Here is a 23,762-nt window from a genome sequence, read left to right as displayed (position 1 = left end):
TCATATTTTCAAACAACTTTAATTAAAAGTCTATTTCTAATTAAAAAAGCCAGCAAGCTGGCTAATTGGAGGAGGAGAATGGGATATGATTTTACAATATGTATTATCACACCCTATCCACTACCACCCGTTTACTTTTGGTTCACAGATGATTTTGGATCCATTAAAAAGGCCATAATGTCTGATATCTGTTTATCACTTAACACATTATGTACCCCAAAACGCGGCATACCTGAACAAGCATAGAAAGCATGGGCGTTATAAATTTTTTCGTAGGTGTATTTCATCATCGCATCACTTGTACCACGAGAGCCATAGCCTGTTAATTTAGGCCCTAGATTCCCAGCGGCTGGCTCAGAAGGACTTAACGCATGACATGCGTAGCAGTTACCACCATTTGGCTTTTTCTTTGGATCATCTGGATTAATGGTACCAATTCTCATACCATAACCACTTGATGCCAATTTTTCCCCTGCTTTCCAATCACCCAACTTAATGCCATCTTTGGGGTATTGAATTAACGCACGGTTCATTTCAGTCAATTTTTTAGCTAATTCTGGCGTTGGCTTATCTTTGTATTGAGTACACACTTTCATACTGTAATCTTGCACCAAACGCTTACGCTCTTCTGCGCTTGAGCGAGTCCAGCTCTCTTGTACCGTTTGTTCTACATTAGCCAATACCGTTTTATCAAAACTTGCAGCCTGTTCCGCTGAAAACGCTGTGTTTGGTAATGCGGCAACCGTAATAGCAGCCATGGCAAGTGAGGCTACAAAAGTTGATTTTGAAGTAATATCTTTCATCTTTTAAATCCTTAAATAAGAGGTCACTATCGTTTAATCGATGGAACTTGAATTTCTCCACCATTTGATTCTTTGGTCATAAACGTAATTAAATCAATTGTGGCTTTTGAACCAAAATCCACATCTGGTAAACGCATCTGCCAGTGACAATCCCACATACGGTTTTGCATAGTTCTTACAGTCGCTTTTGAAACACGATAGGTAGGCCATGAAGGAATCGTTGTTTTATCGTTATAGGCGTTATATAAAGTCTGTAAACGGATTCGTTTGCCATCTGCAGCGTGACAAGTTGCGCAAGAAAAATCCATTGTGCCCGCACGACGCCAAAATAGCCCTTCACCCGTTTTATAAGATTCTGCTTCTTTTGGGTGCGATAGAGTAAGATTGAACTTCTGACCATTAGACTGAGCGGCTACATAAGCAACGATCTTTTCCATCTCAGAATCTTTACCCTTTTTAGGGTTAGAGAAAGCATTTTTGATAATATCGTCTTTGTTTTTGCCCTGCTGAGTAATCATACAGTGCATTAAACGTGTCTCTAGATCCATGACCTGATCAACGTCTTTAAAATACCTAGGAAGTTCAGCATAAACGCCGTCAACAACGCCAGGGCCTTTACCTAAATCGCAGTTTTCTAAACTCACATTTTTTGGGCCTGATTTTGCATAAAATAGGTCTTTACCGTCATCTACCCAAAACTCACCAGGGCTGTCCCCTTCAAGCATCGCTCTATAATCCGCAACACTTGCTTCTTCTGCAAAAGCAAGATTAGGCAGTACAGCTCCACTGCTCAATAAAGATGCTAAAAGCCATGTCGTTGTCTTCTTCATAACATATCCTCAATAATGTTTTTAATAAGGCCGAGTTTATCAGCGCTTAACTTTTATATAGGAATTTACATGCCAAACCACACAAACTTTAAGATGTTGTTTTTTATAGATTTATTTTAGAAAGATTTTATAAAAACAGGGTGTTTTGCAAAAAGCATTGCAAAATGCAATACCTGGACGGTATCAAACGATTTGTGAAAGTTGAAGAAAATAAAAAAGGAGTGAAAATCCGTGTTGAAACAAAACAAAACACTTGATTTCGAGCAAACTAACAGGCCTGGTAACTCTAGCAATCAGAACTGAATGAACGGCAGGAATAGTTTAAAACTTTATGAGACCTTTGCACGAGTCAGGGACGTAAGAAAAACGAGATAGAATTCTTTAGATTTAGGCTAAAAAATACGCTTAATAACGAGTTATTGGGCGGACTTTTTAGCCTGAAGATAGAGGGTTATAGCCGTTTTTATACGTTCATCGACTCGTGCAAAAGTCTCTTTATATTCATTTTATTTTTAGAAACCACAGTACCTTAAAACTTAATGGGAAGCGGTTTTAGAAAACAGCTGAATGACAATAACACCAGCCATAATCAAGCCCATACCAATCCAGGCAGCTAAGTCAGGTATTTGTTTAAAAAACATCATGCCGATTAAGGCTAACAAAACAATTCCTAGCCCTGCCCAAATAGCGTATGTAACGCCTATTGGTAACTCTTTTAACGTCAGGCCTAAAAAGTAGAACGCCAAACCATAACCCACTATCACAACAACACTAGGCCATAAATTAGTGAAGCCGTCACTCAGTTTTAAAAAACTGGTAGCAATGACTTCAAAAACAATCGCTAAACCTAAATACAAATAAACCATGTTTATTACCTTTAATTTAATAGAGCCACTTTAACTCGTCCCACCCAGTTTACAACATGAATTTAAACTATCTGCGTGGTAAATCCCATGCATTAATCCTATCCGAGCAAGCACTAAAGAGTAAAAAGACCTGTACCTGTTTGCAATAAATAGCTCTTTTAATTTAACCGATTATCGTTTAAAACACACAAAACGAAACCGCTCAACCCTGTGGTAAAATTTCAAAAAAACTCTTCATAAAAAACATCTAAGCGCATACATTCTCAGGGTGATTGACTATACATTTAGTTTAGTAAAACGGGGTTCTTTAATGTAATATCTTAATAACCTTTGCAAGCAACTGCTCATCCAGTGTAGAAATTACTGACCATAATAATATGGTATGCAAAACATGAGCACCTTGTACTCAATATTGGGTGTTAAATTTGTTTAAACATCTCATAACACGAATGCTGTAAATGGTTAATTCATCAATATGCAAACCTAATAAAATACCAAGTTGGTTGTGCTAACCCGTAGCCAAGTCGTTTATCGTTAACCAATATAAGGACAAATTCAAATGATCGATTACGTTTCAACATTCATCTTTTTCTTTGCCGTAATCGACCCGATTGGCACCGTTCCAGTCTTTATCGCTGTTACGAGCCAGTTTGATGCAAGATCTAAAAGAATCATCGCAATCAAAGCCACACTTGTAGCGGCCGCTATTTTATTGTTCTTTGTTGTCGCTGGTGAATTCATACTTAAAGCAATGGCAATTCCACTATCGGCTTTTCAGATTGCTGGTGGCATTGTGCTTTTTGTATTTGCCTTATCTATGATTTTTGGTGAGAGTAAGCCAGAAAAAGAAGTTAAGTTGGTAAGCAGTAAAAGTGAAACGGCTATTTTTCCTCTTGCTGTTCCTTCGATAGCCAGTCCTGGTGCTATGCTTGCCGCCGTTTTGATGACAGAAAATGCACGTTATAATCTCGTCGAACAAGCGCAAACGACTGGCATGATGCTCGCTGTTTTATTTGTTGTGCTTATACTATTGCTTGGTGCAACCTGGATTCATCGTTTCATTGGTAATGGAGGTGCGAGCATTGTAAGTCGAGTAATGGGTTTAATACTGGCTTCTGTTGCAACAGCAAATGTATTATCTGGAATAAAGGAATATTTTGCTTTGTGAAATAAGAAATTTAATGAATCAGACCCAATTGATTTAAAAATGAAATTTTGCGCTATGCTTACATAATTTATATTGCCACAGTACCTACCAGGCCTGGTAAGTTTCTATTTTCAAATAGGTTTTGGTATAAGTCTCATGCGGATAAAAATTAGGCTGACGCCCCTTAAAACCATAAAATATGGTAACCGTATAGTGCGCTTTTAACCTATTCTATGCCACATAAATTAGCCCACACATTCATACTCTTGTGCAATACTCTATGCCATTTACTTTTTTCTTTTAGGGGGTAAGACCATCCACACGACCCAGCCGACTACTACTAATAAAATGGCTATTTCGAGCAAAGCCCACATTATATTGAATACTGAGTTTGTAAAGCAGAATACAGTTTTTGGTGAATGCCACCAAAACTGCCGTTACTCATTATTACAACGGTATCGCCAGGTTGCAATTCTATCATTAACTGCTCTAATAGCTTTTCATAGCTATTTTGCACATAAATCGGCTGGGTAAATTGCTCTGTAGGCAGTTGCCAATTCCAAGCATCATCAATAAAGGCATAAACCGCATCGGCTTCTATAAACGCATTGGGTAATGTCGCTTTGTGAATCCCCATTCGCATCGTATTGGAACGCGGTTCAAACACGGCGATTAATCGTCCTGATTGCTTCGCAGAATCTAAATCATCATCGGTTTTACCAGGCCTGGTAGATTTTAAAAGTTGGTTTTTGGCACCTTTTAACGTGGTTTCAATGGCGGTTGGATGATGGGCAAAGTCATCGTAAATTTTGATTCCTCCCGCTTCACCAACCAACGTCATTCTGCGGCGAATCCCTTTAAACTCAGATAAACCTTCTACCGCAATACGCGCTGGCACACCACAATGCACCGCCGCCGCAATTGCACTCAACGCATTACGCACATTGTGCAGGCCTCTTAATGGCCAAACCACACGCCCTAAACAACTACCTTGAAACATGACCTCAAATTCAGAACCATCTTGCTCATACAGTTTGTAACTCCACTCGGCACTTGAACCTTGCTTTTCTATCGGTGTCCAACAACCTTGTGTAATGACCTCATCTAAGTTCGGTTCATCATTTGGCATTACAATTAACCCATTGCCAGGCACAGTGCGTACTAAGTGATGAAACTGTTTTTGGATGTCTTTAACCGAATCAAAAATATCGGCATGGTCAAATTCAAGATTATTGAGCACACAAGTTCTTGGATGATAGTGCACAAACTTAGAACGTTTATCAAAAAATGCGGTGTCGTATTCATCGGCCTCAACCACAAAAAACGGTGAATCACCTAATCGAGCCGACACACCAAAGTTTTCGGGCACACCACCAATTAAGAAACCAGGATTTAATTTGGCAAACTCTAAAATCCACGCCACCATAGAGGCGGTTGAGGTTTTGCCGTGTGTGCCTGCCACAGCGACTACCCAGCGATCTTTTAAAATATGTTCAGCCAGCCATTGTGGGCCAGAGGTGTAAACTTGTTGTGCATTTAAAGTGGCTTCTACGGCAACGTGCCCTCGGCTTTTGGCATTACCCACCACCACCGCGTCAGGTTCATGTTTTAAAAATTCAATCGAATCGTCATCCATTACCCCAATGCCCGCTTGTTCTAATTGCGTGCTCATTGGAGGATAAATCGCCTTATCAGAGCCGGTTACCTCATGCCCCATCGCTTTGGCAATTTGGGCGATACCGCCCATAAAGGTTCCGGCAATGCCTAATATGTGTATTTTTTGCGGTTTCACTGATTTATCCTTGCTCTAATAGTAACTAACTTTTAAACTTGACCGACTATGACAAATCAAGCCTATATATCGATTCTGACTGAATCACAACTGAATGACTACTGCCAACAGATTCTAGCAAATTCCGCTATCACATGGATTGCGATTGACACAGAATTTGTGCGTGTTGACACCTATTTTCCAGAATTAAGCTTAGTGCAGATACAAGACTGTTTAGGACAAGCCGCGATTATTGATCCAATCGCCATTCAAAACAGCAGTGAGAGTAGCCAACCGTTGGATGCTCTAGTGAACTTATTAGCAGATAGTTCATTAATTAAAGTCTTTCACTCTGCTCGCCAAGATATTGAGGTGTTATACCAATTACAACACAAAATGCCTGCGTCTATTTTTGATACACAGATTGCTTCTATTTTTAGAAAGCATGGCGATATTGCGGGGTTTGCTCGAGTCATTGAAAATGAACTCAACACCAAATTGGATAAAAGCCAAACTCGTACTAATTGGCATCATAGACCCTTAACCGATAAGCAAATTGAATATGCTTTGGATGACGTGCGTTACTTAGCACCGCTGTATGAAAAATATTTAACCGCGTTAAGCTCTGATGAACTTAAAGCCGCTAGAGAAGACAGTGATGCTCTTTTGAATGAATCTCTTTATAAACCCTGCCCGCAAACAGCAGGGGAAAAAGTAAAAGGAACAAAAGGGCTTAAAGCTAAAGGGTTGGCCATAGTTAATACTCTTGCCCAGTGGCGTGAAGAATATGCCATAGAACATAATCGTCCTAAAAAATGGGTCATGAGTGACGAGGTCATTGTACATATCGCCAAACGACCACCTCAAACCGTTCAAGCTCTTTATAAAGTTCCAAGCATTAAAGCTTCATCCGTAAAAGGTTATGGAGAACAATGGATTGAACTGATTGATGCGGTATTTGCCGCTGGAGCAGAGAGCTTCCCTACTCCTGCCCCTAAAGATGCTAGAGAAAACCAGCAAGAAGAGATTCTTCTGCATTTTTTCAATGCCTATATTCACCAAGTGGCATACGAATATAAAATGGTAGCGAGCCACCTTATAAACAAAACACAGTTGTTAAAAATGATTCGCAACCCTGAACAACCGATGTTTAATGGATGGCGCCAACAACTGATTGGTCATAATTTAAAAGCCCTACTCACAGGCCAGGCAGAATTAATCATTCAAGAGCAACAGGTTGTTTTGATACCAAAGTGATTTAATAAATAATCCATATTAAGCCTATTTTTTATATTTATAATTTCATTTACAACGACTCTCTACAACCGTTTAGACAACAACTTTAATCATTAGGAATCTGACCGTGAATGCAGCTCAACCGCAACAGGCCAAAAACGTACTTTATGCACAAGCAGGCGGCGTAACCGCTGTGATTAACGCCAGTGCCGCAGCCGTTATTGAAACCATCCAAAAGCATCCTGAAACGTTTGGTAAAACCTACGCGGCAATTAACGGTATAAAAGGCGTTTTAGAAGAAGAGTTAGTTGATTTAAGCGATATTTCAGCCGCAACACTTGAGCAGATGAAATACCAACCAGGTGCGGTGTTTAAAGCGTGTCGTTTTGATTTAGACCCTTTAGAACATAACCCAGAGCAGTATCAGCGAGTGCTTGAAGTTTTTAAAACCTATGAGATTGGTTACTTCTTATATAACGGTGGTAATGGTTCTATGGTTACCGCACAAAAAGTGGCCGAATACTGCTGTCACAATGGCCATAAAGTAACCTGTGTTGGTGTGGCAAAAACCATTGATAATGATTTAGATATTTCTTACTGTAGCCCAGGTTATGGCAGTGCGGCTAAATACCTAGCCACCAGTTTTATTGAAGCAAGCTTAGATATTTACTCTATGCATCAAACATCTACCAAGTTCTTTGTTATGGAGGCGATGGGAAGAAACACAGGTTGGTTAACGATTGCAGCAGGCCTGGTAAAAGATGTAATACCAGACGTTCCATTAATTGTTTTACCCGCAGAACGTAAATTTAATCAACAAGCCTTTTTGGCTAAAGTTGATGAACTGATTGCCAGTAAAGGTTATTGTGTTTGTGCGGTTTCTGAAGGCTTAACAAAAGAGAATGGCGACTACATTTCTATTGCTAATATAGAACACACCCATGAAAAAGACTATGTACAACTGGGTGGAGTGGGTTCAACACTGGCGCATATTGTTGGAGAACACCTAAACAGTAAAACGCATTGTGCCATCCCTGATTATTGTCAACGTTCAGCCAGTCACTTAGTTTCTGAAATTGATTGGCAAATGGCCTATCAAGCGGGTGAAGAAGCAGTAAAAGCGGCATTAAGAGGTGAACACGGTGTACTCCCTATTATCAAAATGACCTCGGCCAATCCCTTCCGTTTTGAATTTGAAACCGTATCATTAATAGAAGTGGCTAATTTAGAAAAAACAGTTCCAGATCACTTTCTCACAGAAGATGGAATGGATATCACGCAAGAAGCTTTAAACTATATTAGACCGCTTATACAAGGTGAAAAAACCGCTCCATTTAAAAATGGGCTACCTAATATTGCCCCGCTGAGTTTTGAAGTAGTTAAACCGCAGTTAAGCAAATTTATAGCCTTAAAATAATGTAGCTAGTTTAACTATATTAAACAAACTAACACTGAGTTTAGCTCCGACTGAGTTATCCCTCTTAATATCAAACCCCATTAACGCAAAAAGCCCGATATAAAATCGGGCTTTTTGCGTTAATGAAATAAACTATATTTTAAATCAATTAGTGCATAGATTTAAACTGAGCCATTAGCTCAACAGGCTTTTTCTTTTTATTGTTTTTATTTAAAACAAATACAACTGTTTCACCTTTAGGGCCAGCACCAATCTCTGTATACATATAAGATGGTTCACCGATTTTACGAACAAAATCCATATCTGCTTTTTCGTTAAACACATAGATACGACCGTGCTTATACATTTCGCCATAGAAAGAAGTTACTTCATATTTACCATCCCAAAGCATTGCTGCAGGCGTTTCAGCGCCTTTTTTCTTGTCTGCTTTTGGTAAACCAAATACAACTGTTTCACCGTTTGGACCAGAACCAATACGCGTTAAACGGTAAGCCGTTTCACCTACAGACATATAAGAATCAAACGTTTTTTGATCATAAAACTGGTTAATACGCCCTTCATGGTGTGCTTCAAACAAGGTAATTGAAGAGGCCATAGCGGCCGATTTAACTTCTGCAGGTTTTGTTTCTGCCGTTTTAGTTTCAGTTGAGTTACAACCAGTGAGAGCAATTGAAGCCGTTACTAAAGCTGTTGCAAATAGAGGGATTAAACGCATAGTAATTTCCTAAATATTTTTAAATTTATAGTCACAGTTTCGCTCTACTGAACAAAACAACATGCCTGTATTCTAAAAATCAATTTTAAAAATTAGGTAACAAATAAATGACAGTTTTATGAATTACCAGGCCTGGTCACTTTTATTTGATTGATAAACACAAAGAGCTTTTAAGTGTTCATTGTTCAAATACGTTAAAATGCACAACAAGTAAAAATTGAGCTAAGTTGCTCTAATAGGAACAATATAAAAAGGAAAATTCATGCTGGTAACTCACTCAGGTCGTTTTCATGCAGACGAAGTCTTTGCGATCTCAATGGTATTGATGGTTGAACAACACCAAATCACACGTAGCAGAGATGAAGAAATTATTAAACAAGCCACTATCGTTTTAGATGTAGGTGCTGAATACGACCCTGAAACACTGCGTTTTGACCATCACCAAAATAGCTTTACTGAAGAGCGTGAAAACGGTATTCCATTTGCTACGGCTGGCTTAATTTGGCGCCACTATGCTAAACGCATTTTAGAAAAACGTGGCTTAAAAGGTGATTACGAAATTAATTTTGCCACCCAGTGGGTCGATGACAAACTAATTGCCGACATTGATGCTGTCGATAACGGCATGTATTTAGAAGATCCGCGCCCTTCCGTGTCACAAATCATTGCTATGATGAATGAATCTTCTGATGAACCTGAAAAACAAGAAATCGCCTTTAATAAAGCCATTGAGTTTACGACTGAAATTCTTAATAACTTCATTAAAGCTGCCATAAAAGAAGCTGAAGTCGTGGTTGAACTAGAGAGCTACGCAAAAACGGTAGAGAATGGTATTTTGGTTTTAGATAAAAACTTACCGTTTAAAGACTTTATTACCTCTCATCCAGAAATCAAACGTGTCGTGTATCCAAGAAGTGAAGAACAATTTGGCGTGTACTGTAACGGTCAAGAAAACCATCTTCCACAACGATTCCGTGGCTTACGGGATACCGAGTTGAATGAAGTTACAGGGCTAACAGATACCATCTTCTGCCATAAATCAGGCTTTATGTCAGTAAGTCTTAGTCTAGAAAGCGCTCTTTTCATGGCAAAAAGTCATTAAATTATATTCACTAAAACAACGTAAAAATAAAAAAACACTAACCTAGCAGGCCTGCTAGGTTAGTATCCACTACATCGTAATTAAAGCGATACGATATTGGCTGGAGAACTCTACCGAAGCTAAAGGTGGGTGGTTAGGCGCGCTGAAAGACCCGAAAATTGGTAAAGCCTTGGCTGCAATTCACAACCAGCCTGGAGCTACTTGGAATGTGGATCGCCTTGCCGAACAGGCTGGTATGTCTAGATCAGGATTTTCTGCACGATTTACGCAGATTATGGGGATATCGGTAAAACAATATCTAACTGAGTGGAGAATGCAGCTAGCCAGAATGAAAATCATGCAATCATCCGTTTCTTTACCTGATCTCGCTGAAAATTTAGGTTACCAATCTGAGGCGGCTTTCTCACGTGCCTATAAACGCGTATTTGGATTACCGCCATTCCATCAGAACCAAAAGCATACAGACTGATTAAGGCCTTGCCTTCACACATTACAGATTTCTCACTTGAGACACAAGCTTAACCTTACCCTGTGCTCTCCTAGAAACAAATAGACTTCCACAACGCATTACATTGAAGATAAGTTTCCTTAAATCAGAACAGGCTTTCGTTGTGTCACTACCAGATATCGCTAGGCAATAAAAAAGCCAGGCTTAAAAACACTGCAAGTGAATGAAATACCTTGCTTTTAAATTTGGTAGCGGAGCGGGTGCACAATTCAAGCATTTATTAACTATCAAAAGCTGATTATTCAATTTATCGATTAACCAGCTTATTTTTCAAATTGCGTATTGTCCTTTAGAACTGAATAAACGCCTATTCCATAGTTGCTTAGACTGCACTATCGCTTCATCAAACGTCAAATTGTCTAGTGCCATCAATGCCATGGATACGGTTTGCAACACGGTTTGCACTCCGTATTCATTTTGTTGTTTACCCTGCCAAACATCTAACAATACATCAATATCCAAGCACTTAGCCGTTGGATCGGCGTTTACAAATGTTTTTGGTAAATAAAACGACCAGGCCTGGTGATGAGTTATTTCTTCACCTTGATGACTTTTTTCAGACCAGGTTTCTAGCGCTTTAACTTCGGTTTTTTTATCAGGACGAGCTTCTGCTTCCCCTCCATCACCACAAAAAGCTATGGTCATATTGTCGGACAATAAACTCGCCGTTTTCTGGTGAATATCATCATATCCCTTATGAAAAACCCCATGTACACTTAATCGGGCATTGAACGGGTTTAACATTCTGGATAAGGAGTGGATGGGTGAGCGTAAACCCAGTTCATCCCGTGTATTCATTAGGGTTTTAATTTGTGGGGCAAAACAGTCTAACGGTAAATATGAGGCACCATGTTTTTGAATCTGCTGGCTCGCCGTTTCTAATGAATCCGCAATAGGCCAACCCAACGCTTCCACCACGGGTTGAGTATAAAGCCGAGAGGATTCATTCCCTACCATACCATGCAACAATATTGTGTGGCCTTTGATTTTAAGAAGATTCAAAGCGAGTAAAAACCAAGGCAGTTGACGTCTTTTCCCTGCATAACTTCCCCAATCGATATCTACAGCACACCCCACTTTTGGCAAGGTTTCTCTGATGGCTTGTAAAAAACCAGCCGCTTCTTCTGGCGTTTCTTCACGTACTCGAATCAGCATTAAAAACGCACCGAGTTGCATATCGGTTACCAGGCCTGCAAGAATCATTCTCATGGCATCTCGCGCCTCTTTTTGCGTGAGACTTCTGCGTCTTTTTTGGCCTCGGCCAATCGTTTGAATATAAAACTGAAACGGCTTGTTTTCACTCTCAATGGTATTCATTGGCGTAATCTTTCTCTTACCTTAATCACATCACCTACAATCAATAAGGCTGGGGGTTTAATATCATTTTGTTCAATCGTCATGGCTAGACTATCCAAGCGGGTAAACGTCACTTTTTGCTCTGCAGTCGTGCCTTTTTCTATTATGGCGGCTGGCGTAGCAGGATTCATATTTTGGTTTAGCAGGCCTGCCTGTATTTTTGCGGAGTTTTTGATGCCCATATAGAACACCATTGTATCGCCAGACTGAGCTAAACGGGCATAATCAATCCCTTCTGCACCCGCTTGTTGATGACCTGTAACCAAAGAAACCGACTGCGAAAACTCTCTGTGGGTGAGCGGAAAACCAGCATACGCAGAACAACCAGCCGCCGCGGTAATCCCAGGAACCACCTCAAAAGAGATACCATTTTTAACCAGTACCTCCGCTTCTTCAGCCCCTCGTCCAAAAATATATGGGTCTCCGCCTTTTAAACGCGCCACCCTTTTACCTTCTTTGGCTAAGTCGACCATCATTTGGCTAATGTCTGTTTGTTGCACTTTGTGCCATTTATCTTTTTTACCTACATAAATACGTTCCGCTTCTCGCCTCGCCATCTCCACAATTTCTGGCGCAACCAAACGGTCATATAAAATCACATCGGCTTGTTGTAGCAGTCGTAAGCCCTTAAAGGTCATCAAATCTGGATCACCAGGCCCAGCACCAATCAAATAGACCTCCCCTGGCGGAATTTCTTGCCCTGTTTTTTCGACCTGCTCAATCTCTTTTTGGAGGTATTGTTCAGCTTCCTCAATCCGACCTTGCACGGTTTTATCAATAAAGCTGCTGTCTAACAGTTTTTCCCAAAACACTTTTCGGCCATCTAGCTCTGAAATGGCATCTTTTACTTTTTGACGATAACGTCCAACCAAGTCCGTCAACCGACCAAATCCCGCAGGAACCAAAGCCTCTAATCGCGCTTTCATGACTCTGGCCAACACGGGAGAACGGCCTCCAGTAGAAATCGCAATCGTCATGGGCGCACGGTCAACAATGGCTGGAAGAATAAAATCGCAATATTCCGTTTGGTCTGCGACATTGACAGGAATTTGATTCGCCTGGCAATAGTGGTAAACCGCTTGATTAATGGTTTCATCATCGGTTGCCGAAATCACATATTTTGGTTTGGTTAAGGTACGGATTAGGTCTTCTGAAAAAACGCCCATCTGCCAAACGATTTTTCCATGTGAAAGGTGATATTTCATCTCGGTTTTCAGTTCGGGTGAAATCACCGTAACCACCGCACCAGACTTGATGAAAAGATCCGCTTTTCTTGCCGCAACCGCTCCACCACCGACAATTAGGCAATGCTGATCTTTGATATTAACGAAAATCGGTAAATAATCCACTTGGGCTAGTTCCTCTTTGAATACGTTTTTAATACTAATGAATACATACTATTGTTATGGCTACAGACCCTGTATTAATAACCACCTTTAATCTAATTCTTTTGCCAAAATCTCCGTTAGCTCTGGCAAACATGAACCGCAGTTTGTGCCAGCTTTCAAAGCGACACCAATCTCTTCAACCGTGGTTAACTTACTTTTTTGGATTGTCTCTATGATGGTATTTAACCCAATTCCAAAACAAGAACAAATTGTCTTACCTTCATCCTTTGCTCCTGAAGCTCCCCCTGCCAATAGGTTGAAACGTGTTTTATCATCCAATAATTTTTCGGCGAACAAACTGCCAAGCCATTTTCTTGGCGGAAGCTCCGTACTCGGCGCGATAAACAAAACAGACTGTAATCGGCCATCGGTAATTTTAGCAACACGGTAACGTTGACCTGCGACATCAGAATACTCTACTTTTTCGCCTTCAATGCCCAATAAGGCATCGATGACAGAATTGTCTACTGGAGGATTGTTTTCTCCAGCTATTTCATAGCGATAAAATTGTTTACCTTTAATTTTGACCCAATACTCCAAAGCATCCGTATTAATTGGTTCTCGACTTAGAATGAAACCGTGCCATTGAGCCTTGTAGAAAGATAATTTAACTGGAGTATGTTTCGATTCGGGCTGCCCTGATAATGGGTCGCCAACGGGTTGAACCAACGTATCAACTCGACCATGACTAGCATACTGAGCCGTCCAATGAATCGGCACAAACAAACTGCCTTTACGTTGGCCTTCGTCTATTTTCACTCGGCCGATGAATTTACCTAAATTGTTTTCCACCTTAGATAAATCTCCTTCAGTTAACCCATACTGTTCTGCATCATTAGGATGAATCGAGATATAAGGTTCGTCGATATGGGCCATTAACTTGGACGTCTTAGCCGTTCTGGTCATAGTGTGCCACTGATCACGTATACGGCCAGTATTCAAAATAAAAGGTAACTCAGGAGATGTAGGATAAACAGGCGCTCTTGGGGTAATGGCAATAAACTGCGCTTTACCACTGGCTGTAAAAAAATGATTATCGGTAAACATGCGTTTCGTACCCTGAGGGTGTTTCGCATTTAGCGGCCATTGAAATGGCTGCATCGCTGAATATTCGCCGTGCGTCATATTCTCCAAAAGGGAGATATCAAAATCCCGAGACCCGTTATTTTCAAAACCCGAAAGCTCGGCATGTTCTCTAAAAATATCAGCCGCACTCTGATAATTGAATTGCGCTTTATATCCCAGTTTTTGCGCGACCTGCATCAATATCCACCAATCAGGTTTGGCGTTTTCAGGGCCGTTCATGAACTTACGTTGTCTAGATACCGTTCTATCGGAATTGGTGACTGTGCCATCGGTCTCTCCCCACGTGAGCGCAGGTAATAAAACATTCGCCACTTGAGTGGTATCAGTATCTTGAACACAATCAGAGACAACGACCATCTCACACTTTTTGAGGGCTTTTTTAACGGCATCGGCATTGGGCATAGAAACCACGGGATTGGTATTCATAATCCAAATGGCTTTAATGCGCCCGTCCGCCACCGCATCAAACATCTCGATGGCCTTTAAACCGTTCTCTTGCGCCATGTTTTCGGCTTGCCAAAAGCGTGCAACTTTATCGATATTTTCAGGCTTATTGAAATCCATGTGCGCAGCAAGTTGGTTGGCTAAGCCACCAACCTCTCTCCCCCCCATGGCATTGGGCTGACCAGTAATCGAAAATGGCCCCATCCCTTCTTTACCAATTCGTCCAGTGGCTAAGTGGCAGTTAATAATCGCATTTGATTTATCTACTCCTGACGAGGATTGGTTCACACCTTGAGAGTACAGTGTCACCATTTTGGGAGTCTCGATGACCCAATCGTAAACGGTTTTAAGGTCTTGCATATCCAGCTCGCACTGTTCAGCTACAGTTTGCAGAGAGCCTTGCAATTGTTGTGCTTTAGCAATCGCGTTTTGAAAACCTTCTGTGTACTCATTAATATACTGAGTGTCGAGCGCAGGTGAATCAGAAATATGAGCCAGAAAACCATTAAATAACACTGCATCACTACCCGGTTTAAGCGCTAAATGCATATCGGCGATATCACAGGTTGCTGTTTTACGAGGATCGATTACCACGACTTTCATTTCAGGACGTTGGCGTTTTGCCGCCGCAATGCGTTGGTAAACAATCGGGTGCGCCCAGGCGGTATTAGAGCCGACAATAATCAGTAAATCCGTCTTTTCCAAATCTTCATAGGTGCAAGGCACCGTATCTGAACCAAATGCCCTTTTGTAGCCAACTACAGCCGAAGCCATACACAAACGTGAGTTGGTATCGATATTGGCCGACCCCATAAACCCTTTAATCAATTTATTGGCGATGTAATAGTCTTCTGTTAGAAACTGCCCTGAAACATAAAAAGCCACCGCTTTTGGGCCATGCTCGGCAATGATGCTTTGGAATTTATTAGCCACCATAGTGGTTGCCTCATTCCAACTGACCGCATGACCGTTAATTTGTGGCTGCATCATACGACCTTCAAAACCAACGGTTTCGCCAGCCGAACTCCCTTTTACACATAAACGACCATAGTTGGCTGGGTGCAGCTCCGAACCAATGACTTTAACCTCTAAGGCTTCAAGTCCTCCTGATTTTGATGATAACTTTTGTGATGGTTTTGCAGAAACCTCCATACCACAGCCCACACCGCAATACGGGCAAGTTGTTTGAATTGTCTTGTTATTTGAAATCGGCATAAAAAGGTCTTCTTTAAAAGTTATTCAGTAAAAAAATCACAATAGAGCTCTGTTTATAAAGCTATAACCACTGTATTTATAGCTTTATAAACACTTGATTGTCTTCAACTTTCGTTTCATAAATAGGAATAACCACCCCTTCGACATCCAAACATTGTCCAGTACGCAAGCTATAGTGCTGTTTTTGTAAAGGCGCAGCAACCATCAGTTCACCTCTTAAATCACCGACCATACCCCTAGACATAACATAGGCTTTGCCAATGGGATCATAATTATTCAAGGCAAATACTTCACCGTTTAAATAAAACAACGCCACTTGAACATCATTTACAAGCGCGGCAACACCTGAATTTTTCACCAAATCGTCAGTGATACATACTTTAATAAACTCACTCATTTCTTATTCCTTTTAACCTACCAGGCCTGGTCAATCTTTAAATATCTATTGGATTACAAACTAGGCTATTTGCTTTATTTCAACAGCAATACCTTTCAACTTTTCATCTTCCGTTGCTGGACGAATTTGGCCACGCTCCTGCACAAACATTTGCGGAGCAGGTGTTTCAACATTCACAAATGAACGGAATCGTTTTGTAAATTCAGGATTTTCAATCGCGGTTTTCCAGTCACATTTATATGTATCGTGAAGTGCTTGCATCTGCACTTCTAGCTCTTCACCCAAGCCAAGTGAATCATTAATAACCACATCTTGTAGGTAAGTTAAACCACCTTCTAGGTTATCCATCCACGTGGCAGTTCTTTGTAAACGGTCAGCCGTTTTAATGTAGAACATCAATAAGCGATCCACATACTTGAACACTTCTTCTTTAGTCAACTCTGTGGCAAACAAATCCGCATGACGCGGTTTCATACCACCATTACCGCACACGAATAAGTTCCAGCCATTTTCGGTTGAGATTAAACCAATATCTTTTGCCTGCGCTTCAGCACATTCACGCGTACAACCAGAAACCCCCATTTTAATTTTGTGTGGTGAGCGTAAGCCTTTGTATCGGTTCTCTAACTCTATCGCCATAGTGACGGAATCATCTAAACCAAAGCGACACCAGGTTGATCCCACACAAGATTTAACCGTGCGCAGTGCTTTAGCATAAGCTTGACCCGATTCAAAACCAGCATCAATAAGCTCTTTCCATATGGCAGGTAAATCATTCATTTGTGCGCCAAATAGAACAATTCGCTGACCACCATTTACTTTCGTGTATAGCTTATATTTAGTGGCAACCTCACCAAGTACAATTAACTTTTGTGGCGTAATTTCCCCACCTGGTACGCGAGGAATTACCGAGTAAGTGCCATCTTTTTGCATATTACCGAGATAATTATCATTAGTATCTTGTAAGGAAATTTTGTCCTCTTCTAAGGCGTATGAATTCCATAAAGAGGCAAAGATGCTACCTGCAGCCTGTTTACACACTTCACAGCCACACCCTTTACCGTGAGTTTTTATGAGTGTGTCAAAGTCTTTAATCTCTTCAACCTGACAAATGTGATACAACTCTTGACGAGTATGGGCAAAGTGCTCACAAATATCGGTATTGACTTCAACACCGCGTTTTTCTAATTCACTGTTTAGTACATTAGTTACCAGTTGCACACAACCTCCACAACCAGTTCCTGCTTCAGTCGTGGCTTTAATATCACTCATGGTGCAACAACCACCTTCCACTGCATTAATAATGTCGCCTTTAGATACGTTATAGCACGAACATAGCTGTGCCGTTTCGGGCAAAGCATCTGGCCCAAATAGGCTATCGCTTGAGCCATCTCTATTCGGTAAAATTAATGCATCAGGATGCTCTGGTAAGTCCATATCATTGAGCATAATTTGGAGTAAATTACCAAAGTCTTCCGCATCACCCACCAATACAGCACCCAATAATTTTTTTCCGTCAGGAGTCACTACAATTTTTTTATAAATCTCTTCTGGACCATTTTCATAAACGTAAGAAAGCGCATTTTCATCTGTTCCATGAGGGTCACCAATAGACGCAACATCCACTCCCATCAGTTTTAATTTAGTGCTCATGTCGGCACCAGTAAAACTTGCAGGTTCAGCATTAAGCTGATTTACCACAACTTGCGCCATGCCATAACCTGGCGCCACCAGACCATAAATCATGCCGCCATGTAAGGCACATTCACCAATTGCAAAAACATCGCCATCACTGGTTTTACATTGGTCATCAATTTGAATTCCACCTCTTGGTCCTAGCTCTAATCCTACTTGTTTGGCTAAATCATCACGTGGACGTATACCCGCTGAAAAAAGCACCATATCCGTTTCAAGTTCTTCACCATCAGCAAACACCATCTTATTTATACAGTGTTCACCATCCGTGATTAAGGTGGTAGCCTTCGATGTATGGACAGTCACACCAAGGTTTTCAATTTTACGTTTGAGAAGCGCTGCTCCCCCATCATCTAATTGAACTGGCATTAATCTAGGTGCAAATTCCACTACATGGGTTTCTAAACCTAAATCAACCAAAGCTTTAGCCGCTTCTAAACCGAGTAAACCGCCACCAACAACCACCCCCACTTTTCCCTTGGAGGCTACGGATTTCATAGCATCCAAATCCTCAATGGTTCGGTAAACTAAACAACCTTCACGATCATTGCCGCTAATAGGCGGCACAAATGGATAGGATCCTGTTGCCATAATCAACTTGTCATATTCAATCGATACACCACTTTGCGATGTAATCGTTTTAGCCTTTCTATCAATATCAACAGCCCTATCATTGATATAGACGTTGACGCCATTGCTTTCATAAAACCCTGGTTTAACTAAAGACAAGTCTTCGGCGGTTTTACCTGAAAAATAAGAAGATAAATACACTCGATCATAAGCAACGCGCGGTTCTTCACAAAAGGTGTGTACTTCAAAATTGCTGTAACCTTCGCTAGCAACCAACTTTTCGATAAAGTTGTGACCAACCATACCGTTACCAATTACCACTATTTTTTGCTTGTTCATGCGACTTTTTCCTTTTGCTTATTCTGAATTGTCGAAGGTTCAAAACCTTCGCCAAAAACCAATGTATCTCGGTAGGCTGACATATCGTTCTGTTCTGCTAATTGTTTAAATATCCAGTTAGCACTGGAAATATCACCAAACATAACGGCACCTTTTATACGGTTGTTTTTAAGTACAATTTTGCGATAGATGTTTTGAGTTAAATCTTTATAAACTAGAGACTCTGTATCAGGTGAGTCGTTGAAATCACCCGTTGAAAACAGGTGAATACCCGTTACTTTTAACTTGGTAGAAACAGCACTGCCCTGATATTTAGCCTCTTTTCCAACCAAGTGTTCAGCAAGAACCTGCGCTTGTTCATAAAGAGGTGCAACCAGTCCATATAATTGGCCTTGGTGTTCCACGCACTCACCCAAAGCATAAATATCATTTACGGAAGTTTGTAATTGGTCATTGACCAAAATGCCTCGGTTTATTTCTAAACCAACTCGTCTACCCAAAGAGACATTTGGCTTTATGCCCACAGCCATGACCACAAGATCCGCATCTATTATGGAACCATCTGTAAACTTAACGCCAGAAACCTGCTCACTCCCCAAAATTTCAGCTGTATTCGCTGACATTTTGAATTTCATTCCTTTCGCCTCTAGGCTTTTTTTCAGCAAGCCCCCTGCAACCCGATCGAGTTGCACATTCATCAAGACTTCATTACGGTGCACAACGGTGACATCCATGCCTCGCGAAATTAAACCATTAGCGGCTTCTAGTCCTAATAATCCACCGCCGATTACGACGGCTTTCTGCCTGTCCTTGGCTGAATCAATCATGAAATTCACATCTCGAATATCTCGAAAACTAACCAGGCCTGGTAACTCTGCACCAGGAACAGGAATAATGAAAGGCACGGAACCTGTGGCCACAATCAACGTGTCATAAGCGTAGCTTGCGCCCAAATCCGTTATTACAATTTTATTTCTTGAATCAATCTCTGAAATGGCTGTGCCAGTGTGTAAATGAATAGCGTGCTTTTTAAACCAATCATAATCATGGGTCATGATTTCTGGAACAGAGAGTTCCCCTGAAAGAACAGGAGAGAGCATAATGCGGTTATAAGCCGCGTTAGGTTCTTTATTAAATACTCGGATATCGAATGTATCTGGAGCTTCTTTGAGAAGGCGTTCGAGGAATCTCGCGCCTACCATACCTGACCCAATCAAAATAAGTTTCTGTTTTTCATTTTGTTTCATAGTGAGCCTTTTGGGCCCAAAGCTATAAACGTCGGGCACAGTGTTAGACAGTGCGACCCGACAACAGGTCAAATAATATTGTTTATAATTACCAAGTTTAATGCCAACTTGGGTAATTTAAATTTAAGTCATTAATATCAACAACTTAAAGAACCCATAAAAATAAAAGCGTTAAAAAACTCAATACATTCAAAATAATGATGATTCAAACGCTTTATTTTGGTGCGCCTATAGCTCTAAAACACGCTAATACACCAAAATTAGGTGTATTAGCAATTGTGCAAAAGAGCAATAGACACCTTACTTAAAATTTAATGCTCTACTTTTCTCTGTTTTTCATACAAGAATCGTAAGACTTCTGAGCGATAGTGGTTATAGGTGGGATCATCCGCCAGAGCTAGACGATCTCTAGGATGAGGCAAATCAACCTTGAGAATTTCACCAATTGTGGCTGCTGGACCATTAGTCATCATCACAATCCTATCCGATAACAATACCGCTTCATCCACGTCATGAGTAATCATGATGACCGTATTGTTCAGTTCTTTTTGAATCTCCATCAGTGAATCTTGTAAATGCGCTCGAGTCAAAGCATCTAAAGCGCCAAACGGCTCATCCATCAACATCACTTCAGGTTGCATAGCCAAGGCTCTAGCAATCCCTACACGCTGCTTCATCCCACCAGAAATCTCATCTGGACGTTTATGCATGGCGTGATCCATGTGCACCAGTTTTAAGTTATGTTCAATCCACTCTTTTTTCTCTTGAGCCGATTTGGTTTTTTTAAAGACTTGATCAACCGCCAACTCGACATTTTCATAAGCGGTTAGCCAAGGCAAAAGCGAGTGATTCTGAAAAACAACGGCTCTTTCTGGACCTGGTGCATTCACTTCACGGCCATCCAACAAGACCCCTCCTTCTGTTGCTCCGTACAAGCCTGCAACAATATTTAACACTGTCGATTTACCACAACCCGAGTGGCCAATCAGAGAGATGAACTCGCCTTGTTCAATTTTTAGGTTAACATCCTGAAGTGCTCTAAAAGGCCCTTTGGGTGTTGGAAACTCAATCCCAACATTCGTTAATTCTAAATGGATATCTGACATATTTTTCTCCTAAAACTTTATTAGCGAATATCCGCTGATTTATCCCACGAAACCGCTTTTTGTAGAATCAACATGCCACGATCTAAAAAGAAACCGACTACACCAATTACAATAACAGCAACCATAATACGGCCTAAAGAGTCCGAACTTCCGTTTTGAAATTCATCCCATACAAATTTACCCAGGCCTGGGTTCTGCGCCAACATTTCAGCTGCTATCAATACCATCCAAGCAATACCCAATGAGATACGTAAACCTGTAAACATCATTGGAATTGAACACGGAAGTACAATTTTACGAATATGTGTCCACCAACTTAAACTTAATACCTGGCTAACATTCTTTAAATCTTGCGTTACCGTCGCAACACCTGCCGCCGTGTTAATGATGGTAGGCCATAAACAACATAGCAATACCGTAAACATAGAGTTTAAGAATGCTTTATCAAATGCAGGGTCATCTGTTACATAAACCGCTGAAACCACCATCGTCACCAAAGGTAACCACGCAAGAGGGGAAACAGGCTTAAAGATTTGAATTAAAGGGTTTACCGCCGAATAAGCATTCGTACTCAAACCAATGATAATTCCAATTGGAATCGCAATAATCGATGCCAAAATAAAACCACTCATTACCGTAATTAAGCTTCGTACTATTTGATCAAAAAACGTAGGATGACCAGTATATTCACGAATTTTAACTTCAGCTTCTGGGTTCTTTTCTAATTTACGCGCATTGCGCTCTTCTTGTCTTTGGTAAAAACCTGCTTCTTTAATCGCCTCTTGCTCAGCCTCTTCACCTAAAGAAACAAATTGCTCATAGGTTTGAACAGGACCAGGAAACTGACCTAAAGATGTATGGATATTGGATGCAGCCCCTTGCCACACAACAAGAAAGATAAGCAAGCCAGTTAAAGGCAAACCAATCATCTTAACGATTGTATTAATTTGCCCTTTACGATCCTCACCTATCACTAATTTGTAGAAGGGTTCAATTAACCCCCATTTTAAAGGATTCATATAATTACCTTTGTCATTCCATTTTATTTTCATTAGGACTCTAATACCTTATTAGAGTCCTAATAGAGTTTATAGCGTTTTAGCGCCTTTTAGACCAATTTTCATACTATCGATGTACTCATTAGGTTTTGAACCATCGTATGGAACTCCATCCATGAAATCATCTTGTACTCCACGGAAACCATCCGTCTCAAAGACACCTGAAAAGTCAGCTTTATTGAAAGTACCATCAGCGACTAATTCTTCAACCGCTTTTTTATAAATATCTGGACGATAGACTTTTTTAGCCATATCTTTGTACCAAGAATCTGATTTTTGTTCAGAAATCTGCCCCCAACGACGCATTTGAGTCATGTACCAAATAGCATCTGAATAGTATGGATAAGTGGCGTTATAACGGAAGAAGACATTAAAATCTGGTTCAGAACGCTTATCACCTTTTTCGTATTCAAAAGTACCCGTCATAGAGTTGGCAATAACTTTGTAGTCAGCTCCTACATAGTTAGGTTTAGATAAGATTTTTACCGCCGCAGGACGGTTTTTATTATTCTCAGCATCTAACCAATGCGCCGCACGAATCATCGCTTTGACTACACGAATAGTGGTGTTTGGATACTTTTCATAGAAGTCCTCACGTAATCCAAAGACTTTTTCTGGGTTGTTTTTTTGAATGGAATTATCAGAGATAACTGGTACACCAATACCTTTGAAAACAGCCTGCTGGTTCCATGGTTCACCCACACAATAGCCTTCAATGGTTCCAGCTTCCATCGTAGCAGGCATTTGTGGAGGAGGGGTAACAGACAACAATACATCAGCGTTTAAAGTACCAGAACTATCCCCTTTATGCGGTGCGTAATAACCTGGATTCAATCCTCCGGCCGCTAACCAATAGCGTAGTTCATAGTTATGCGTTGAAACAGGAAATACCATACCCATCTTAAATGGCTTACCTGCATCTTTATAAGATTCAACCACAGGCTTTAAAGCTGCTGCACTAATTGGATGCTTAGGCTTACCACCTTCCATCTCAACATGTGTCTTCATGGACTCCCAAGTTTTATTTGAAACGGTAATGGCATTACCGTTTAAATCCATTGAAATTGGCGTAATAACAGGTGCTTTAGTTCCATAACCAATTGTTGCAGCAATTGGCTGACCCGCCAACATATGCGCGCCATCTAATTGCCCATCAATGACTCTATCCAATAAAACTTTCCAGTTAGCTTGCGCTTCTAATTGAACATATAAACCTTCATCTTCAAAATACCCATTCTCGTATGCAATTGCCAAAGGCGCCATATCGGTTAACTTAATAAAACCAAATTTTAAATCTTCTTTTTCTGGATCACCTAACGCGTGTGCGCACGCTGCAAAGGCTGTTGAACTAATAGCAATAGACACTGCTAAAGCGGTTTTCTTAATAAAAGTTCTTCTGCTATTTTTGCTATTCATCATTACTCTACCCTCAAATACAAAACTCTAAAAACAAAAAAGCCCACAAC

Annotated in this window: 19 protein-coding genes; 5 read left to right on the top strand and 14 right to left on the bottom strand. The window is 40.7% G+C overall.

Annotated elements, in window-relative coordinates:
- Window positions 1-131 precede the first annotated feature (131 nt).
- The 3 genes from soxX to A379_RS11780 form a co-directional block, all read right to left on the bottom strand.
- Window positions 132-803: a sulfur oxidation c-type cytochrome SoxX gene (soxX, locus tag A379_RS11790; protein ID WP_040728285.1), complete on the bottom strand. Its 672-nt coding sequence runs from the start codon at window positions 801-803 to the stop codon at window positions 132-134.
- A 26-nt stretch (window positions 804-829) separates the two neighbouring features.
- Window positions 830-1,633, bottom strand: coding sequence for a sulfur oxidation c-type cytochrome SoxA (soxA, locus tag A379_RS11785; protein WP_040728283.1), 804 nt, complete (start codon window positions 1,631-1,633; stop codon window positions 830-832).
- Between the two features lie 536 nt (window positions 1,634-2,169).
- Window positions 2,170-2,499 carry a multidrug efflux SMR transporter gene (locus tag A379_RS11780; RefSeq protein ID WP_040728281.1) on the bottom strand — a complete coding sequence of 110 codons (330 nt, stop codon included), beginning with the start codon at window positions 2,497-2,499 and terminating at the stop codon, window positions 2,170-2,172.
- A gap of 559 nt (window positions 2,500-3,058) precedes the next feature.
- Between A379_RS11780 and A379_RS11775 the strand changes: the two genes are divergently transcribed.
- On the top strand, window positions 3,059-3,667 hold the full coding sequence (locus A379_RS11775; protein ID WP_040728280.1) for a MarC family protein: 609 nt from the start codon (window positions 3,059-3,061) through the stop codon (window positions 3,665-3,667).
- Between the two features lie 352 nt (window positions 3,668-4,019).
- Here the strand turns inward: A379_RS11775 and mpl are convergent, their stop codons facing one another.
- Window positions 4,020-5,438: a UDP-N-acetylmuramate:L-alanyl-gamma-D-glutamyl-meso-diaminopimelate ligase gene (gene mpl, locus A379_RS11770; protein WP_081696420.1), complete on the bottom strand. Its 1,419-nt coding sequence runs from the start codon at window positions 5,436-5,438 to the stop codon at window positions 4,020-4,022.
- A gap of 48 nt (window positions 5,439-5,486) precedes the next feature.
- Between mpl and A379_RS11765 the strand changes: the two genes are divergently transcribed.
- Complete coding sequence (locus A379_RS11765) at window positions 5,487-6,674, top strand: HRDC domain-containing protein (protein ID WP_040728274.1); 1,188 nt, start codon at window positions 5,487-5,489, stop codon at window positions 6,672-6,674.
- 106 nt (window positions 6,675-6,780) lie between these two features.
- Window positions 6,781-8,070 carry a 6-phosphofructokinase gene (locus A379_RS11760; RefSeq protein WP_040728273.1) on the top strand — a complete coding sequence of 430 codons (1,290 nt, stop codon included), beginning with the start codon at window positions 6,781-6,783 and terminating at the stop codon, window positions 8,068-8,070.
- A gap of 148 nt (window positions 8,071-8,218) precedes the next feature.
- Here the strand turns inward: A379_RS11760 and A379_RS11755 are convergent, their stop codons facing one another.
- Complete coding sequence (locus A379_RS11755) at window positions 8,219-8,785, bottom strand: hypothetical protein (protein WP_040728272.1); 567 nt, start codon at window positions 8,783-8,785, stop codon at window positions 8,219-8,221.
- A gap of 262 nt (window positions 8,786-9,047) precedes the next feature.
- On the opposite strand from A379_RS11755, the gene A379_RS11750 reads away from it, so the two are divergent.
- Entirely contained in the window at window positions 9,048-9,887 is an 840-nt protein-coding gene (locus A379_RS11750; RefSeq protein ID WP_040728271.1) for an MYG1 family protein, read from the top strand.
- Between the two features lie 169 nt (window positions 9,888-10,056).
- Window positions 10,057-10,356: a helix-turn-helix transcriptional regulator gene (locus A379_RS11745; protein WP_198525682.1), complete on the top strand. Its 300-nt coding sequence runs from the start codon at window positions 10,057-10,059 to the stop codon at window positions 10,354-10,356.
- Between the two features lie 309 nt (window positions 10,357-10,665).
- On the opposite strand, the gene A379_RS11740 is transcribed toward A379_RS11745, so the two are convergent.
- The 9 genes from A379_RS11740 to A379_RS11700 form a co-directional block, all read right to left on the bottom strand.
- Window positions 10,666-11,712, bottom strand: a complete 1,047-nt coding sequence (locus tag A379_RS11740) for a glycosyl transferase family protein (RefSeq protein WP_040728269.1) — start codon at window positions 11,710-11,712, stop codon at window positions 10,666-10,668.
- Entirely contained in the window at window positions 11,709-13,100 is a 1,392-nt protein-coding gene (gene cysG / locus A379_RS11735) for a siroheme synthase CysG (protein ID WP_051145198.1), read from the bottom strand. The genes A379_RS11740 and cysG overlap by 4 nt, the downstream gene beginning before the upstream one ends.
- Before the next feature lie 87 nt (window positions 13,101-13,187).
- Window positions 13,188-15,884, bottom strand: coding sequence for a nitrate reductase (locus A379_RS11730; RefSeq protein WP_040728268.1), 2,697 nt, complete (start codon window positions 15,882-15,884; stop codon window positions 13,188-13,190).
- Between the two features lie 76 nt (window positions 15,885-15,960).
- Window positions 15,961-16,281, bottom strand: coding sequence for a nitrite reductase small subunit NirD (gene nirD / locus A379_RS11725; RefSeq protein ID WP_040728267.1), 321 nt, complete (start codon window positions 16,279-16,281; stop codon window positions 15,961-15,963).
- A 60-nt stretch (window positions 16,282-16,341) separates the two neighbouring features.
- Window positions 16,342-18,885 (bottom strand): nitrite reductase large subunit NirB, encoded by a 2,544-nt coding sequence (gene nirB / locus A379_RS11720; RefSeq protein ID WP_040728266.1) that lies wholly within the window; start codon window positions 18,883-18,885, stop codon window positions 16,342-16,344.
- On the bottom strand, window positions 18,882-20,132 hold the full coding sequence (locus tag A379_RS11715; protein ID WP_051145197.1) for an NAD(P)/FAD-dependent oxidoreductase: 1,251 nt from the start codon (window positions 20,130-20,132) through the stop codon (window positions 18,882-18,884). Before A379_RS11715 ends, nirB begins: the two co-directional genes overlap by 4 nt.
- A 311-nt stretch (window positions 20,133-20,443) precedes the next feature.
- Window positions 20,444-21,238 (bottom strand): ABC transporter ATP-binding protein, encoded by a 795-nt coding sequence (locus tag A379_RS11710; protein ID WP_040728265.1) that lies wholly within the window; start codon window positions 21,236-21,238, stop codon window positions 20,444-20,446.
- Window positions 21,239-21,258: 20 nt separating this feature from the next.
- On the bottom strand, window positions 21,259-22,257 hold the full coding sequence (locus A379_RS11705) for an ABC transporter permease (RefSeq protein WP_040729129.1): 999 nt from the start codon (window positions 22,255-22,257) through the stop codon (window positions 21,259-21,261).
- Window positions 22,258-22,326: 69 nt separating this feature from the next.
- The gene (locus tag A379_RS11700) at window positions 22,327-23,715 is read right to left on the bottom strand and encodes a CmpA/NrtA family ABC transporter substrate-binding protein (RefSeq protein ID WP_040728264.1); all 1,389 of its coding nucleotides are present in this window, start codon (window positions 23,713-23,715) and stop codon (window positions 22,327-22,329) included.
- Between the last annotated feature and the right edge of the window lie 47 nt (window positions 23,716-23,762).

Source organism: Thiomicrorhabdus sp. Kp2, assembly GCF_000478585.1.
Classification (GTDB): domain Bacteria; phylum Pseudomonadota; class Gammaproteobacteria; order Thiomicrospirales; family Thiomicrospiraceae; genus Thiomicrorhabdus.
Note: the sequence above shows the minus strand (reverse complement) of the source record. Positions and strands in the feature narration are given on the sequence as shown.